At 41.1% G+C, this 15,294-nt stretch carries 16 protein-coding genes and 1 pseudogene; 15 read left to right on the top strand and 2 right to left on the bottom strand.

Annotated features, from left to right (window positions below; translation table 11 throughout):
* Position 1: 1 nt before the first annotated feature.
* On the bottom strand, positions 2-1,360 hold the full coding sequence (locus ASD40_RS35590) for an ABC transporter substrate-binding protein (RefSeq protein ID WP_057307857.1): 1,359 nt from the start codon (positions 1,358-1,360) through the stop codon (positions 2-4).
* A gap of 205 nt (positions 1,361-1,565) precedes the next feature.
* Here ASD40_RS35590 and ASD40_RS35585 point away from each other — a divergent pair, with 205 nt between their 5' ends.
* From ASD40_RS35585 to ASD40_RS35575, 3 genes are all read left to right on the top strand, one after another.
* Positions 1,566-2,309, top strand: a complete 744-nt coding sequence (locus tag ASD40_RS35585) for an SDR family oxidoreductase (RefSeq protein ID WP_057307856.1) — start codon at positions 1,566-1,568, stop codon at positions 2,307-2,309.
* Between the two features lie 101 nt (positions 2,310-2,410).
* The gene (locus tag ASD40_RS35580; RefSeq protein WP_057307855.1) at positions 2,411-3,334 is read left to right on the top strand and encodes a helix-turn-helix transcriptional regulator; all 924 of its coding nucleotides are present in this window, start codon (positions 2,411-2,413) and stop codon (positions 3,332-3,334) included.
* A gap of 57 nt (positions 3,335-3,391) precedes the next feature.
* Positions 3,392-3,736 carry a nuclear transport factor 2 family protein gene (locus tag ASD40_RS35575; RefSeq protein WP_057307854.1) on the top strand — a complete coding sequence of 115 codons (345 nt, stop codon included), beginning with the start codon at positions 3,392-3,394 and terminating at the stop codon, positions 3,734-3,736.
* A gap of 120 nt (positions 3,737-3,856) precedes the next feature.
* On the opposite strand, the gene ASD40_RS35570 is transcribed toward ASD40_RS35575, so the two are convergent.
* The gene (locus tag ASD40_RS35570; RefSeq protein ID WP_082562670.1) at positions 3,857-4,828 is read right to left on the bottom strand and encodes a GntR family transcriptional regulator; all 972 of its coding nucleotides are present in this window, start codon (positions 4,826-4,828) and stop codon (positions 3,857-3,859) included.
* Positions 4,829-5,078: 250 nt separating this feature from the next.
* Between ASD40_RS35570 and ASD40_RS35565 the strand changes: the two genes are divergently transcribed.
* The 12 genes and pseudogenes from ASD40_RS35565 to ASD40_RS35515 all read left to right on the top strand — a co-directional run bounded on the left by ASD40_RS35565 (position 5,079) and on the right by ASD40_RS35515 (position 15,289).
* Positions 5,079-5,606, top strand: a complete 528-nt coding sequence (locus ASD40_RS35565; RefSeq protein WP_057307852.1) for an HPP family protein — start codon at positions 5,079-5,081, stop codon at positions 5,604-5,606.
* 261 nt (positions 5,607-5,867) lie between these two features.
* Positions 5,868-7,250 (top strand): spore germination protein, encoded by a 1,383-nt coding sequence (locus ASD40_RS35560; RefSeq protein ID WP_057307851.1) that lies wholly within the window; start codon positions 5,868-5,870, stop codon positions 7,248-7,250.
* Between the two features lie 10 nt (positions 7,251-7,260).
* Entirely contained in the window at positions 7,261-8,352 is a 1,092-nt protein-coding gene (locus ASD40_RS35555; protein ID WP_057307850.1) for a Ger(x)C family spore germination protein, read from the top strand.
* A gap of 12 nt (positions 8,353-8,364) precedes the next feature.
* Positions 8,365-8,586: a hypothetical protein gene (locus ASD40_RS35550; RefSeq protein WP_057307849.1), complete on the top strand. Its 222-nt coding sequence runs from the start codon at positions 8,365-8,367 to the stop codon at positions 8,584-8,586.
* Between the two features lie 2 nt (positions 8,587-8,588).
* Positions 8,589-9,689, top strand: a complete 1,101-nt coding sequence (locus ASD40_RS35545) for a GerAB/ArcD/ProY family transporter (protein ID WP_057307848.1) — start codon at positions 8,589-8,591, stop codon at positions 9,687-9,689.
* An 18-nt stretch (positions 9,690-9,707) separates the two neighbouring features.
* Positions 9,708-10,052: a hypothetical protein gene (locus ASD40_RS35540; RefSeq protein WP_057307847.1), complete on the top strand. Its 345-nt coding sequence runs from the start codon at positions 9,708-9,710 to the stop codon at positions 10,050-10,052.
* A gap of 396 nt (positions 10,053-10,448) precedes the next feature.
* Positions 10,449-10,601: pseudogene (locus ASD40_RS39195) on the top strand (TetR/AcrR family transcriptional regulator); the annotation flags it as partial.
* A 6-nt stretch (positions 10,602-10,607) separates the two neighbouring features.
* Positions 10,608-11,021 (top strand): TetR/AcrR family transcriptional regulator, encoded by a 414-nt coding sequence (locus ASD40_RS35535; protein WP_235549513.1) that lies wholly within the window; start codon positions 10,608-10,610, stop codon positions 11,019-11,021.
* A 134-nt stretch (positions 11,022-11,155) separates the two neighbouring features.
* A complete protein-coding gene (locus tag ASD40_RS35530) occupies positions 11,156-11,905 on the top strand; it encodes an SDR family NAD(P)-dependent oxidoreductase (RefSeq protein WP_063870898.1) in 750 nt (249 codons plus the stop codon).
* A gap of 27 nt (positions 11,906-11,932) precedes the next feature.
* Positions 11,933-12,418, top strand: coding sequence for an MmgE/PrpD family protein (locus ASD40_RS35525; protein ID WP_057307844.1), 486 nt, complete (start codon positions 11,933-11,935; stop codon positions 12,416-12,418).
* An 18-nt stretch (positions 12,419-12,436) separates the two neighbouring features.
* Positions 12,437-12,901 (top strand): MmgE/PrpD family protein, encoded by a 465-nt coding sequence (locus ASD40_RS35520; RefSeq protein WP_057307843.1) that lies wholly within the window; start codon positions 12,437-12,439, stop codon positions 12,899-12,901.
* A gap of 1,224 nt (positions 12,902-14,125) precedes the next feature.
* Positions 14,126-15,289 (top strand): YhgE/Pip domain-containing protein, encoded by a 1,164-nt coding sequence (locus ASD40_RS35515; RefSeq protein ID WP_057307842.1) that lies wholly within the window; start codon positions 14,126-14,128, stop codon positions 15,287-15,289.
* Positions 15,290-15,294: the final 5 nt, after the last annotated feature.

Here is a 15,294-nt window from a genome sequence, read left to right as displayed (position 1 = left end):
GTTATTTATTCGTTTTGCTGAGAACTTGATTCGCATTCGTTAGGAATTGATTAGCTGTGTCGTCTGCGGAAGATTGTCCAAAGGATACCTTTTGTCCGGAAACGGTGAAGTTTTTATCGATTTCCGCAAAGCCCTGCGGATAAGGAGGATCGATGTTACTGGAATGCTTGGAGACGGTATCAATAAAATCAAAGATCATTTGATCATTTTCAGTCAAGGAGGATTTCAGCTGCTGCCTGATTTGCGCATTAATTGGAACACCGCGGTCAGCACCGAGAATTTTGTATGCATCCGGGTCATTCGTCAGGAAATCAATCAGCATGGCGACTTCTTTGGGATGACTTGTCTTCGCATATCCTGAGATGAACATGCTCGGCTTCAAATATTCACCGATTTTCTTCTCACCATCCAGATGCGGGAGCACTTGAATCTTTATTTTGTCATTTGGATTTTTGTTAACTTTCTGGAACGTGCCAACTTGATTCGAGAAGGCAAAGTCCATAGCAGCCGTACCCAGAGAAATAGGTCTGGTTTCCAGAGCGTTGGTGGTCGCAGCCGTAATTTCCGGCGTAGTAATGCTGTTGCTTTTCCGCAAGCCGGCCCACATGGCATACCATTCTGTAAGCATATCTTTCGTTACGCCCATTTGGCTGTCCTTAAACAAGCCTACACCTTTCTGTCTGGCAAAAATTTCGAAAATGTTCGTCGTTCCTGAAGCATCAAAGGAGCCGAAATATCCCTTTCCCTTAGCAGCGGAAATTTTTGTGGAAATATCCTGAAAGTCTTTCCAGGTCCAGCTTTCCTGAGGCTCTGTAATGCCCAATTCTTTAAAGACGGATGCATTATAGACAACGCCGGGTGCATTCACACCCATCGTAATCGCATACAATTTATTATCAATCGTTCCTGCCGAGATCATGCTTTTATCCAAATCGTCTGTTTTTAATTCTTTACTTGAGTAAGGGGATAAGTCCAAAAGCGAGCCGCGTTTCGCATAATCGGCTATAAAGGCGTAGTCCATTTGAATGACATCGGGTGCGTTTGCACCGGCTACTTGTGTGGAAAGCTTGTCAAAATAGCCGTCAAATCCGGAGTATTCAGGCTTGATAGTAATGTTTGGATGCTTTTGCTCAAAGACTTTCAATGCTTTAATAGTTAAATCATGACGGGTTTGCGAACCCCACCAGGTCATTCGCAACTCTACTTTTTTCTCGCTGTCAGCTGCTTTTTCCGCCGTTGCTGTAACCGCTGGGCTTGCTGTGCCTGAGGTCTGAGCAGATTGATTACCGCCAGATGAGCAAGCGGCTAACCCTGTAACTAGAAGAAGACTTACTAGAGATAATGTTCCTTTTTTTAACATACATACCCTCCCTATATATCTTGCAGCGCTTGCATTTACATTGTATCTGCTTTTCGACGGATGAAACATAAAAAAAGGTAAGGTGTACCTTCAAAAAGGTAACCTTTCTAATTGTGAAAAATAATCTCTTAATATGACAGACTGATGTCCTATTAAGATTGTTATAGTAAGCATGTAATCAAATCTACTTTAAGGAGAGAGCACGATGGAACAGTCACAATCACAAGTTATTATTATTACGGGAGCATCCAGCGGCATAGGAAAAGCGACAGCGATACTGCTGGCGCATAAAGGGGCAAAAGTCGTATTGGCTGCACGAAGAGAGGAGCGCCTGCAAGCGATTGCGCATGAAATTGTACAAGCAGGTGGAACTTGCGCCTATTTCAAGACGGACGTAGCCTCTGCTGAGGACATGCAAAAACTGGCGGAACATACGATTCAGCAATTTGGGCGAATCGATGTGCTGGTGAATAATGCCGGAATTATGCCTCTTTCATATCTGCATGAACGCAAAGTTCAAGAGTGGGAGGCGATGATCGATATAAACATAAAGGGAGCCCTTTATGGTATCAATGCGGTTTTGCCGGTCATGCGAGAACAGAAGTCGGGACATATTGTTACGATTTCCTCTACTTCAGGGTATCGGGTTGATCCGACTTCCGCGGTTTACAGCGCTACTAAATTCGCGGTAAGAGCTATTATGGAAGGGCTGCGGCAAGAAGAATCTCCCGTCTCTAATATCCGTTCTACTATCATCTCTCCGGGTCTTACAGCTACTGAATTGGCCGATTCGATTAGCAGTGCGGAAGTCAGGGATTGGGTGAAGCAGATGAGTCATGTTGCTATTTCCCCGGAAAGCATTGCCAGGGCTATAGCATATGCGATACATGAGCCTGCTGATACGAGCGTTAACGAAATCATTGTCAGACCTACTGCACAATCTTCCTGAGTTGCCTGCAGGTAAGGCATAGGCTGATAGAACAAACCCGTATATCTCCACTGGTCTAGTTCCCTGTTTATAGTCTATACTTTGCCTACGAGGTGAGTACATTGCCAATAAGTCGACATTTTGAAATCGTATATATGCTCCTGCACAAAAAGAAGATCACCGCAGGCGAGCTGGCGGAACATTTTGAGGTATCGACAAGAACGATCCATAGGGATATCGACATATTGAGTGCCGCCGGCATTCCTGTTTATTCCAGCAAGGGGAAGGGCGGCGGCATTTCGCTGCTGGACGGTTACGTCTTTAATGCTTCGCTGTTGACCAACCGGGAACAAGATGACATCCTCATGGCGATGCAAACGCTTGTTGCGACAGAATTCCCGGATACGGAGGAAGTGTTAAGCAAACTGGCGCGGCTGTTCAAGAAGGAGAAAAGCAGTTGGATCGAAGTGGATTTTTCTCCATGGGGAAGCGAAGAGAGCTATCGTCACGTTTTTCCATTACTTCGCCAAGCGATTGCCGACCATCTTAGCCTTACATTCCGTTACTATAGCGCCGCAGGAAAGCAAAGCACGCGCATTGTCGAGCCGGTTCAATTGATTTTTAAGAGCAACGCATGGTACCTGGCATGCCACTGCTTGACAAGTGATGATTCGCGTGTGTTTAAGATCAGCCGAATGAGGGAGATTGTTATAACCGGACATCATTTCAAGCCTAAACCACCAGTAGCGTCGATCGATCTCGCGGAGGAGAATACAGTGCGCGATGCGGTGGATGTTACGCTACGGTTATCGGTTGAGGGAGCCTACCGGGTGTACGATGAGTTTAGTCCTGCCATGATTACCGTTAATGAAGATAGTTCATTTACCATACAAGGAGCCTTTCCCATAGGAACCTGGTTCATTGGTTATCTGCTTACTTTTGGAACACTTCTAGAAGAGGTCGCTCCTGAGCATTTGCGAGCGAAGTTATTAGCCCATTTGGATGTGATGAGGAGTAAACTGGGATCGGGGTTGTCCGAGCGCTGAAACTTCAATTTTTACAAATGAGCTAGGAATCATCAATCAATAAAAAGGAATGTTGCTATGAGAGAAGAAAAATCATTGCCAGAAATTGTGTCTGACTATATCAAGGCATCCAACGAGCACGACTTGGAGTCCTATATGAATACTTTCGCAGACAATGGCATCATTATTGAAGAATCCATCGGAAGCATGCTCGTCGGCAGCCAAGAGATCGGCGGTTATTTCCAAACCTATTTTATAAACTACCGAACATGCACGGAAATATTAGAATATGACGTGAATAACAACGTCATCGACATGCGCGTATTGTTCACTGGGGATTTTCCGGGCAATAAAGTGATCGGAATTTATCAATTTTTCCTGGAAAGTGATCGGATTGTAAAATTAAGGGCTAATCTCGAATGACTTGACGGAAATGCTTAAATATAAAAATTTCAGATCATAATAATAAAGCGAGTATTTAATGTCGCTGGACATAAAAACCCACTATCCGAATTGGAAAGTGGGTTGTACTGTATATTTATCTTATTTATCCGAATTGGAAAACTCTCTTAACAGATTTTCGCTGCTTTTTTCCAAAACCATTGGATAAAATTCCACTTTATCGGGAGCTATTGATTTTACCTCCATGTAAACTGCGGCGGATGCGTATACTTTATCTGAATGATCGATGGTATCAAGCAGCTTCTCACGATCATCTATGCCAATGGCGTTGGTTTGGATTTGAGAAAGGCCGGCGTCGCGAATGCTTCTTGCCATCCATTGTCCGCCTGCTTTTCCGAGACATACAAAACTAACTGTGCTATCAGGCTTCATCTTAGAAATCTCGAGAAGTAATTTCATCTCGATTGTTGCTGCTATAACATGAATTTTCTTCTCATAACGGGAAAATATTTGTTTAACTTCATCAGAATGATTTAATGTGGTTATGATAAGGTTGGAGTGCTCAAGTGCCTCGATCATCGCATTTTCTGTCGATCTAAGATCTTCCAGAAAGAAAGATTTGACTTCAGCATTTGTAACGCGTTCAATTTCTTTGCGATAAAAGAGATGATCGTGCTCTTTACATTCAACGAATACAATCCGCTGCCGTTCTGCTACATCCGTATGATGTAGCAGAATATAAGCTAAGCTTGCGATAAAAAAATCTTCAAGGGGAATTCCTTGGGCAACGGCCTCCTCAATCGTCTTTGTCACTAATTGGTGCATAGGTTTGCGCCAATTCTGCAGTTCCTCAATTTTGGCATTATTCATAACTTGTGTTCCCCGGCCTTTTTGTATTGAAAAAAGACCTTCATCACGTAGTTGAGTATAGACTAAATTTACCGTATTTCTATTTAAGTCTAACAAGTCGGCCAATTGGTTTGCCGATGGAAGCTTATCTCCCGGCAAAATCTGACCGATTCCAATTAACCATTTCAGTTGTTCTTTAATTTGTATATTTACGCTAAATGATAATCCGGGATCCACTTTTAACAATAACTCTTTATTCATCATCGATTCTCCTTTCACAGGAAAATGGTCTTATTTTACTGGTTTTTTAATAAAAAGACTATTCATTTGGATATTTACAATGTACTTTATAATATGTACAAACGCAAGGAATCTATAAATTTAATCAGTAATGAATACCTAGTGTGCTATGAAAATAAGGGTTGACAACGGCCTTTATGGCACGTATTATCATAAACAAATAACTAATTAACTATTCATTTGGTTGTAAAATTCAAAAGGATGTGATTTCATTATGGAAATGAAAACTACATGGCACCGATATTTTTCCAAAATGGCGGGGCCTGGAAGAAGTCCGCTGAAAGTATCTTCCAAAACCGCGCTGATCGGTTTCATGGGCGGATTCATCGCCATTGGTATCTTGGCTTTCTTGACTGACCTAACATCCGCTGCTTGGCTTATGGCTCCATTCGGGGCCAGTTGTGTCTTGGCTTTCGGCGTATGGGACGCTCCTTTATCCCAGCCCAGAAATATCATCGGAGGTCATTTAGTATCCACTGCGGTTGGATTACTTCTTTTTCATTTATTCGGTAATTCTTTTTGGGTGATAGCGCTCGGTGTAGGTCTGGCCATCGCTTTGATGCACATAACCCGAACCACTCATCCGCCAGCGGGGGCCGATCCAATCGTAGTCATTGTGGCAGGCAGTCCTTGGTCGTTCTTGATTAATCCTGTTCTTATTGGCTCTTTGGTCATTGTACTTGTCGCGCTTTTGGTTAACAACCTTGACGAGCAACGTCAATACCCGAAGTTTTGGATATAATGAAAGTCATTAGTGGGAATAATGGAGGTAAGGTTCAAATTTGGAGTGCGGATTAAAGATTGATGTAATCCAATAAATTTTTAAGCTGGATTCTGTTCATACAGATCCAGCTTTTTATTTTACCAACGTAAAGGCTAATAATACTTAACCACTTAACCTACGAATGAAGCAAAATACGGGGCTGTTTTACGTTCGTCTTAACTTATATGCCAGCGTGAATACGAAAATATTTTTGGGAAATAATACTTCAGGGTGATAATAATGGGAAATAATCCGTTGGAAAATCGGATTCATGATATTTTTAATGCGCTTCGAAATCCGCCTGATCTAAAGATAAGATACATGCATAAAGATGAAATATGCTTAGTTCATATGGAAGGTATCGTTGACTTAAATTTGTGTCAAGAATCTGTCATAAAGCCTTTATTAAACCTTCATTCGGACAATCTGACATTGCTTAGTATTGTCAATTCATTAACAGCCATGAAAATCACAATTCAAAATAAAGAAAGTGACATACCAAATTTATTGTTAAATGGTTCTTTGATTATATTGGAAAATAAGTCCAAACAATTTCTTGAAATTAAGCTCGATAAGTTTGATAAAAGGGATATTAACAGTCCAGACTTGGAAGTAACTTTACGTGGACCCAAGGATGGTTTTATAGAAGATCTATCCACCAATCGGAGTTTGATTAGAAGACGGTTAAAATCAGAAAATTTGACGATTGTCTCTTTAAAGTTGGGTAAGTACTCAAATATTTCTGCAGAGATTTATTATATGGACGGTATTGCGGATCCAAATTTAGTCATCCAAATCATAGACCGAATAAAAAAAATGAAAATAAATTACATAACTGATTCCAGCTTTATCGAAAAATTTTTGGATAGAAGAAAATTGAAAATCTTGCCGATTATTCAAAATACACAACGACCTGATACAGTTGCCAGTAATCTTGTTGAAGGACGGCTCGCAATTTCGGTTGACGGCTCGCCTGATGTCTTAATCCTTCCAGCCGTTTTTTGGCAATTCATGGAGAGCCCGGAAGATTATTATGATCTTCCGATTTTCATTTTTTTTGTGAAGTTTCTTCGTCTATTTTCTTTCTTTTTCTCCATAACGCTTCCTTCCATTTACGTTGCTGTTACCACTTTTCACTGGGGATTGATTCCAACTAAGCTTCTCATCAGCTTTGCTTCGGCAAGATCCGGGGTTCCTTATCCAATCATCTTAGAAGTGTTGTTATTGGAGTTTGTGTTCGAAGTCCTTAGAGAAGCAGGATTGCGATTTCCCAAAAATGTAGGACAAGTCATTAGTATCGTTGGAGCATTGGTTATCGGAGAGGCGGCTGTTCAGGCTGGCCTTGTATCAGCTCCTACGGTCATTATCGTCGCATTTACTGGTATTACATCCTATATCGTTCCCAAGTATAGCTTTGGATCATCTGCGAGACTCCTAAGGTTTCCTCTCTTAGTTACTTCAGCTATCGCGGGGTTACCCGGACTACTCTTAAGCTTTACGGTTATTCTTGCTCATTTTATAAACACAACGTCGTTCGGAATCAGCTATATGAGTCCTATAAGTAAAGTTCACGGCCGATCTATAAAACGATGGTTGTTAAGTATAGGCAATAAAGAAGAGTGAGGGTGATTTTTTGAGGAAAGGAATAGCATTTCTTGTGCTTTCTTTGATAATAGGTTGCAGTCCAGGGACACAACTTGAGGATTTAGCCATAACACTGTCTATCGGGATTGATGAAGAAAAAAAAGGCGTGATCTTAACTTCAGAGATATTAAACACGGAACCTGCCGATGGAAAAGAAAAGGGGAAGAAATCCATGAAGTACTTTTTGGAATCGGTTTCGGAACTAAATATAGCCGATGCGATCTCTAAACAAAAATTGCTTCATCCCAAGGAAGTAATACCCTTGCATAATAAGGCTATCGTTATTGGTGAGAATATGCTTAAAAAAGGAATTACAGATGTCGTTTTGGACTTTGCCCGAACAAATTCAATTCGCGGAGGTACTTATCTTGCAGCAGCCAAAGGTAAAGCTCACGATCTGTTACAATCAAGTGCAATGGAAAATCAATCTATATCAGACTCAATTATCAAACTGATCAACCGTCAGGGCATTCAAACGAAAGCGGTTCAAATTCTCGAAGAAGCATCAGGTAAACAACAAGGTTTGATTATTACGCAGCTAGATACAATAGAATCCGAAGGTCAGACACGATTGATAATTTCCGGAGCAGCTGTATTAAACCTGGGTAAGTTAGCAGGGTATCTGGATGACAAAGAGATGGGGCTGATAGTTTTACTAAATAATCAGAAACCCGATTTACGCATTAAGGTTATGTATAAAAATAAGCCGGTTGAAGTCGTACTTGGCGATGGCCAATTTAAGTTGCATTCGGAGCTATCCGAGGATAAGCCTAATTTTGTTTTTAATGGGGCGTTAGCTTTTAATGTGAATAAAGCACCACTTGGTGGAATTACAACTACAGAGGACATATCGAATCTGCAAATTTTGGTCAAAAATGAGCTTAGTCGCAAACTGATTTCACTAATGAGAAAAATCGTAGTCGACTACCATTGCGATGCAATGGGATTTGGTGATCATCTGTATCGCTATCATCCTTCTTATTGGAAGAAAAATCACAACGAGTGGAGTCGTATTTTACCGGAAGTCAAAATAGATTTTAAAACTGAAGTTACCATAAAAAATGTTGGATTTCATGCCTAGGGAGACAAGTAAATGTTAAAAATCATATCACTTACCCTTCTTATGGTCTTATGTCTGGTGTACAACAACAAAATATTTAATCGAAAAGGCAGCAAGCAATTGGGATATTGGGTCGTTTCTTTCATTGGAATCTGTGTATTTGTAATGGCGTTGCTTAAAGGGAACATGTCCATCAGCATATACTTGACTCGCTTGGTTAAACCCATTTCGTTGTTAATTTTTGGAGGAAATTAAACATGAGAAATAAAGGACTTGGAGCAGCTTCCTTTCTGGTTTATGGAATATGTGTTGGCACAGCTTCTTTAATACCTTTCAGCTTCTTGGATCAACCTCAAGATCAAGTAATATCAATTATTCTGGGAGGAATGTGGATACTTTTATTGTTTTTTCTTTATCGATCTTTGTTGCGTTTCGGAAAAGAGGGTGAAGATTTTATTGACCTTATCAAAAACTCATTTGGCAAATTTACTTATGTATTCATTTTGGGTGTTTATTGGTTATTTATTATCATAATGACCGGAAAAGATTTAGCAATAGTTTGGGGTACAATAAGCGGTTTAACTTTAGTGAAACATGCCCCGATGTTTATTGCGGCTTTATTGGTCTTTCATATTTTTTTGATTTGTGTTCAGGGCGGCATAAAGAGCATTATACAAATCAGTGTATTTTTTTCAACAATTTGTTTTATCACGAATGTCGTCATTCTTTTGTTGAGCATTGGCAACATACAAAGTAATTATTTTCTTCCTTTGTTTTATAATGGTCTTCACCCTGCGTTTCGAGAATTTTATACGATATCTTCCAATTCCTCAGGTGAAATATTTCTGTTCTTGTTTATTCCGGAATTATGCGAAGAGATCAGATTTCATATAAAAAGGATTTTATTACCAATCCTTTTTATATTGGGGACATTCTTAATTAAATACATCGTGACTGTTGGATTATTAGGTGATTATTTAAAGTATGTTTCTATACCAGGTGCAATAGCAGCCGGTGCTTTGACAATCGGAAGCGCTCAAATAAGAATCGAGCCTCTCGTCATACTCGCTTGGTTTGTTACAGCGATTATCAAACTGTCTGTCGAGTACTACGTATTGGCAAAGCTTTCCTCAAGGTTGGTAAAAAACGATAATGTTAATGTTTACCTGTTTCCTGTCGGTTTGATCGTTTGGTCCATAACATTAATTGCCTTCCGGGATCAATTGGAGATTATCAAATTCCCTAAAAGCTATGCCATATACGGCACATTATTTCAATTGATTATTCCGTTAACGTTATTGCTAGGACTGAAACTGAGAAAATTGAACCACCGTCCTAAAACAGCTCAGCAGGAATAGGCATACTGTGGCTGCAGTATGCCCGCTTCAGCGGTAGGTACCGCAGGGTTTGGATTTGGACTCGCTTATCCTGTCCTATTAAATAAAATGGCAGAAGTAGCTAATAGTGAATTTCGAACCTTGGCGGTTATGCTCATGACGGCATTTGCTAACATTGGACAGTTTATTTCGCCTCTCATTACGAACGGTATTCAATCTGCTTTTCACATAGGATCGATTCAAGGGGTCTTTTTTAGTATGATGATGATGATCGTGGTGGTATTTATGATTACTGCTTGTATCAATTTAAAAGGAATACAGATTGTTTATGCGAACCGAAAAAGTGCAAAATGTTCCTCACGATCTGGCCAGAGAACCGGTTAATCAAGGGATTTTGAGATGAGAGGGTTAACAGTTGTTGAGTCTTGTACCTTTACAAATGGTTAAAAGTGAACCATGTTTTTGGAGGATCATCTGGGGCGCATACGTTCGAGCGGCTTGATCGAAAGATATGCTTTCACTTTCAATGGATGGAAAATAGCGAATAACAGGAGAATAATTGTGATAAAGAAAATGATAGCAGCTATTCCATCTGGGCCGTATATTACAGTTTTAGCAGGGGCAACTGTTAGACTGAAAATAAAGTGATAAACCGTGAAAATAAACTTATAGACTGAGCGACGGTATTAAGCTAACTTGTAGATTTGTTGTATTAACGGGAAGAACAAAAGCCCTTGCAGTGTAGTTGACATTAAATGAACGATCATTTATTATATATTCATGAGACACAAAGACGAAAACAAAAGCGAAGCTATCTTTCAGGCCACAATCGAGCTTCTCAATGAAATTGGATTTCAAAATATATCCATGTCGAAAATAGGCAAAAGAGCCAAAGTATCACCGGCAACCATTTATATTTATTTTAAAAATAAGGAGGACATGTTAGGAAAGCTGTATGTAAGCGTTAAAGAGAAAATGAGCCTGCAAATGTTTCATGGGATCGATGGTACGGTTGAAGTGAAGGACGGATTCGAATTAGTATTGAGAAATTATGCGAATTTCATCCTGAACAACAAAGATTATTTCCTATTTATCGAGCAGTTTACAAACTCTCCGATCATTGATAAGTTGTTTTTAGATAAGGGACAATCGTTATTCAACCCTGTATTCAATTTGTTTGAAGAGGGCAAGAAAAAACAGTTGTTCAAGCAAATTAGCACGAAACTACTGATCACTTATGCCTTCATTCCATTAGATGAGATAGCGAAACAGCATTTCAAAAATGAATTTGAACTGAATCAAGAAAATCTTCAATTGATTATCCAAATGAGTTGGGACGCTGTAAAAGTCTAACCAACTCTTTTTTTTCAGCATTAATAAATGATCATTCATTTATTTTATTGGAAGGGGTGATGCCTTTAAAGTATATCCAAGAGATTGTTTTAATAAAATAACCCCTTAATACTAAAAAAATGGAGGCCAACAAAATGGAAAACAAAGTAGCAATCTTAACAGGAGCAGCAACAGGTATTGGTAAATCGGTAGCACAAAAGTTAGCTAGCAAAGGTGTAAAAGTTGTCATTAGCGGTCGCCGTGAAGAACTCGGACAAAAAGCTGTTGAAGAAATTCGTTCGCAAGGTGGAGAAGCTTCTTTTGTAGTTGCGGATGTAGACAAAGAAGCAGACATTCGTAACCTCATTGACTTCACAATAAAAAAATACGGCAGACTCGATATGGCAGTAAATAATGCAGGGATTTGTAACGAAAACCTAGCACTTGGAGATGCTGATCCTGAAAACTTCCAAAAAATGCTTCAAACCAATGTAATGGGCGTCTTTTTAGGTATGAAGTATCAAATCCTAGAAATGCTGAAATCAGGTGGTGGTTCGATTGTAAATTTAGCATCCATTGCAGGGCTAAACGGTATACCTTATGCAGGTCCATATGCTGCAACAAAACATGCAGTTGTAGGTCTTACAAAATCAGGTGCACTTGATTACGCTACTCAAAACATTCGAATTAATGCTGTAGCTCCTGGAACTACGAATACCGACATCATTGCAGGCTCACTCGCTTTAGGAACGTATGATGAGGCTACTGTATCCGCAATGCAGCCTATGAATCGCATGGGTAAACCGGAAGAAATCGCTAACGCTATTGTATGGCTACTTTCCGAGGAATCATCCTTCGCCACAGGGCACGTACTCAGCGTGGATGGCGGATTCCAAGCGAAGTAATTTGTTAGTTGCAGAAGTGGAGCTACGTTGCCCAACGTCCAACCTGTGCGCCGACTCGCAGAATCAATAAAAGCCGTACCGGAAAGCACGGTGGCGCTCGGGATAGCTCGCACTAGCGCCGCGACAGCGGCATACATCAATGGTACGTTCGGTCACATCTGTGAGTACGATGACGCGCACATGCTGGCATGGCACACCAGTTCAGCAGTGCTACCAGCCGCGCTTGCCTTAGCCGAACGCGATAACGCATCGGGCCGTGACTTGATCACAGCCGTTGTTGCCGGTGTGCAGGTCATGAGTTTGCTCGGAGCGGTGACTGGCGCCGGGATGCAGGCCTCCGGATGGCACGGTTCAAAGGTTCTCGGCGTGTTTGGCGCTGCGGCAGCTGCCGGCAAGGTTCTTGAGCTGACAGAGCTAGAAATCACAAATGCCCTCGGAATCGCAACCAGCGACGCCGGCGGAACGATGGAGTACGACCAGAGTGGCGGTGAAGTGAAGCGATTGCACGTTTGATCCGCATCTCGTTCCGGATTGGAGGCGGCGCAGCTAGCACAGAGTGGATTCACCCGTCCGACCGACGCGATCTCTGCCCAGTTCAGCCTCGCGTTCGGTGTGGGACTTCAGTTCCTCACCGGACAAAATGCACCTCAGGACTATCTTGACCCGAAGCGTTGGGCCGACCCGGTCATCCTCTCAATCGGTGACCTCATCAAGCCGTACGCAATGCCAATCCCCAAAGGCGATCCTGACCTCAGCTCGAACGTTGAAATCATCATGAAAGATGGTCGTAGCTTCGTCTGGTACCAGCGTGGATTTCGAGGGCATCCGGTATCACCGGCAACTCCGGAGGACATCAAGGGCAAATTCCGAAACAACCTTAAGGGCGTTAGCTCCGACGAGACTGCAGTAGCTATCTTGGACACTGTCATGACCATCGAAAGCAGCGAAAGTGTGCGACTGCTGACCAGCCTGCTTGGAATGAGCACCTCCAACTAAACATTTGTTTCGAAAAAACCACAAGAAGTATCTAGGAAATGCAATCATCCCATTTTTTAAAACAGGAAACATTACCTCCATTCGAGGATGTTTCCTGTTTTCATTTTACCAACTATGTAGGGACGGGACTTATGTGTATCTATACCGAATTATGCAAGCACATTCGAATTACAACCTTCTAGCGTGGACTTTTTGCCTCTTTTATATATAGATTGGTCAAGTGACGTATAGATAACCTTGACCTCAAATGTCTTAGCAAATGGTAGTGGTTTAAATAAAGGTGACTATAGACTACTCCTGGATCGAACATGGTTAAGTTGCTTGATGCTGGAGCAGGAGGGAGGGAATTTCAGTACTAGAGCTTAAAGATAGCAAGCTAGTATGGATAGTTGAGAATTTTTTAGATTTTTCAGATAGTAAAATGCATGAAATTGGACTCTTTTATCTGGTTTCTTTTCCTGAAGACCATAAACTATTCTCTTTCGAAGATCAGTTTATGGTAGAGTAGGAAGGTTTTTTCATTCCAGAATTAAGATGCTTAGATCCTGATAGAGGTATTAAACAAATAATCAATAGAGGAATAAGAAAGAACTCACAATAAGGATTTATATAAAAAGTACAGTTGTTTCGCTCCCTCGAAGAATAATGATTTCCTCACAAATGACGGAAAAAGCAACTAATTCCGGCGATAAATAAGTTATTGTCGGATGGTTGGTGGAGTTTGGGGGGAGAAGAAGCTGTAGCATGAGTTTTTTTTTTCGAAAAAAAATTTATTAGACATGATTTAATCCACTCCGGCACTTTCTCTTCTATTCATACAAAAAGATACCCATAGCCTATGCACTTTTTTCATTGTGTCTAGTCTATCTATGGGTACCTTTTTAATTTGGTTTTTTTATATTTAAATTAATTAAAAGATGGGGATATTCAAAACAGCAGTGTTTTGAGCATGGAGTGCCTCGGAAGTTCAGCAGATCCCCGTACACTTTATAGGGAGTTTCTTGTCGCACTTTTAGGTTGCTGTTCAAATTGTAGGGAGTTTCTTGTCGTAATGTTTGACACTAAGAGTGGTTGTAGGGACTTTCTTGTCGCTAACGAGGGTATTTTCATGTCGTTAGACTACTACAAATCAGATATACATATCTTGACAGCTTTTTAACTCCGCCCTATAATTTAAACAAACGTTTAATTTAAACAATCGTTTAACGAAGAGGAGCGGTTAAAATGAAACACGCACTAGGTGCATTTCTAAAACAAGCAACGACGAAGGTCGGGATTATTACAGCGATTACGTTTCAGTTGTTGTTTAGTTTGATTTGGATGACGGGTTACGCGGGAGTATCCGACAACACGAGCCAATTAAAGATCGCGATTGTTAATGAAGATCAAGGTTTGGGGAGCAAAATTGTTCAGAATCTGCAAGGAAACCTTCCGTTTCAAACAGAGCTAGTAGCTTCTAACGAACAAGCACAGAATCTGTTGAATGATCGTCAGGTTCAGATGGTTATGCATATCTCGGCTGATTTCTCTAAACAGCTTCAAACACCAGGAAAGACGGTACCCATTACGTATACAATTAATGAGTCTAATCCTTCTATGACGAAGTCCGTGATGCAAGCGGTAGCCGGGAATGTCACGGCGTCTGTGAACAAAGAGGCTGTAGCAGCTGGGGCATCAGCAGTTTTAACACAGATGAATCCGAAATTACCAGCCGAGCAAGCAGGGCAAATCGCTCAAGGACTCGCTACTAAGGTGACCTCTGATATTCAAAGCACCAATAAAGTAAAGGATATGCCGAATCAAATGCTTCCTATGATGCTCGTGCTTGCTTCTATTGTGGGTACAATGATCATGGGAATGAACTTTAATGTGTCTACGAATATACTGGGTGCATCTGTTAATAAAATGGGCAAAATGACCGCAAGAATCGTTGTGACAGTCATAGCGGTCGTTGTGGTGGGACTGATCAGTGCAACGATGGTTGTTTCATTAGGCGGGCATGTGGAGAAAGGCTTTTTATCCCTTTGGACGTTCGAAACCTTATTCTTACTCACCTTTGCGCTCGTCGCTCAAATGTTTTTGACATTGTTTGGGAACGCAGGTATGCTATTTAACATCGCGATGTTGTCCTTGCAATTGGTGTCTTCTGGCGCTATTGTGCCAAGGGAGCTTTTGTCGCATTTTTATCATACAATCAGTAATGCTTTCCCCGCGACTTATGCGGTGAATGGGTTAATGAACATTTTGTTCGGCGGACCGGGTGTTGCCAAGGAAGTCAGTTTCTTGTTTCTTATTGCCGCAGTTGCACTAGTCATTGATATTATGGTTGTGTCTGCGAAAAAAGCAAAGGCAGTGCCTGCCATGGAACAACGTACACAAACCGCTTAGCTCAA

It is taken from the genome of Paenibacillus sp. Root444D2 (assembly GCF_001426375.1).
GTDB lineage: Bacteria > Bacillota > Bacilli > Paenibacillales > NBRC-103111 > Paenibacillus_E.
This window is presented reverse-complemented; position numbering and strand designations above follow the sequence as displayed.

Excerpts from the sequence above, each read along its gene's own strand:
- ASD40_RS35515 (WP_057307842.1), top strand. The coding sequence starts at position 14,126 with ATGAAACACGCACTAGGTGCATTTCTAAAACAAGCAACGACGAAGGTC.
- ASD40_RS35560 (WP_057307851.1), top strand. The coding sequence starts at position 5,868 with ATGGGAAATAATCCGTTGGAAAATCGGATTCATGATATTTTTAATGCG.
- ASD40_RS35530 (WP_063870898.1), top strand. The coding sequence starts at position 11,156 with ATGGAAAACAAAGTAGCAATCTTAACAGGAGCAGCAACAGGTATTGGT.
- ASD40_RS35565 (WP_057307852.1), top strand. The coding sequence starts at position 5,079 with ATGGAAATGAAAACTACATGGCACCGATATTTTTCCAAAATGGCGGGG.
- ASD40_RS35575 (WP_057307854.1), top strand. The coding sequence starts at position 3,392 with ATGAGAGAAGAAAAATCATTGCCAGAAATTGTGTCTGACTATATCAAG.
- ASD40_RS35535 (WP_235549513.1), top strand. The coding sequence starts at position 10,608 with ATGTTAGGAAAGCTGTATGTAAGCGTTAAAGAGAAAATGAGCCTGCAA.
- ASD40_RS35550 (WP_057307849.1), top strand. The coding sequence starts at position 8,365 with ATGTTAAAAATCATATCACTTACCCTTCTTATGGTCTTATGTCTGGTG.
- ASD40_RS35590 (WP_057307857.1), bottom strand. The coding sequence starts at position 1,360 with ATGTTAAAAAAAGGAACATTATCTCTAGTAAGTCTTCTTCTAGTTACA.
- ASD40_RS35545 (WP_057307848.1), top strand. The coding sequence starts at position 8,589 with ATGAGAAATAAAGGACTTGGAGCAGCTTCCTTTCTGGTTTATGGAATA.
- ASD40_RS35570 (WP_082562670.1), bottom strand. The coding sequence starts at position 4,828 with ATGATGAATAAAGAGTTATTGTTAAAAGTGGATCCCGGATTATCATTT.
- ASD40_RS35540 (WP_057307847.1), top strand. The coding sequence starts at position 9,708 with ATGCCCGCTTCAGCGGTAGGTACCGCAGGGTTTGGATTTGGACTCGCT.
- ASD40_RS35585 (WP_057307856.1), top strand. The coding sequence starts at position 1,566 with ATGGAACAGTCACAATCACAAGTTATTATTATTACGGGAGCATCCAGC.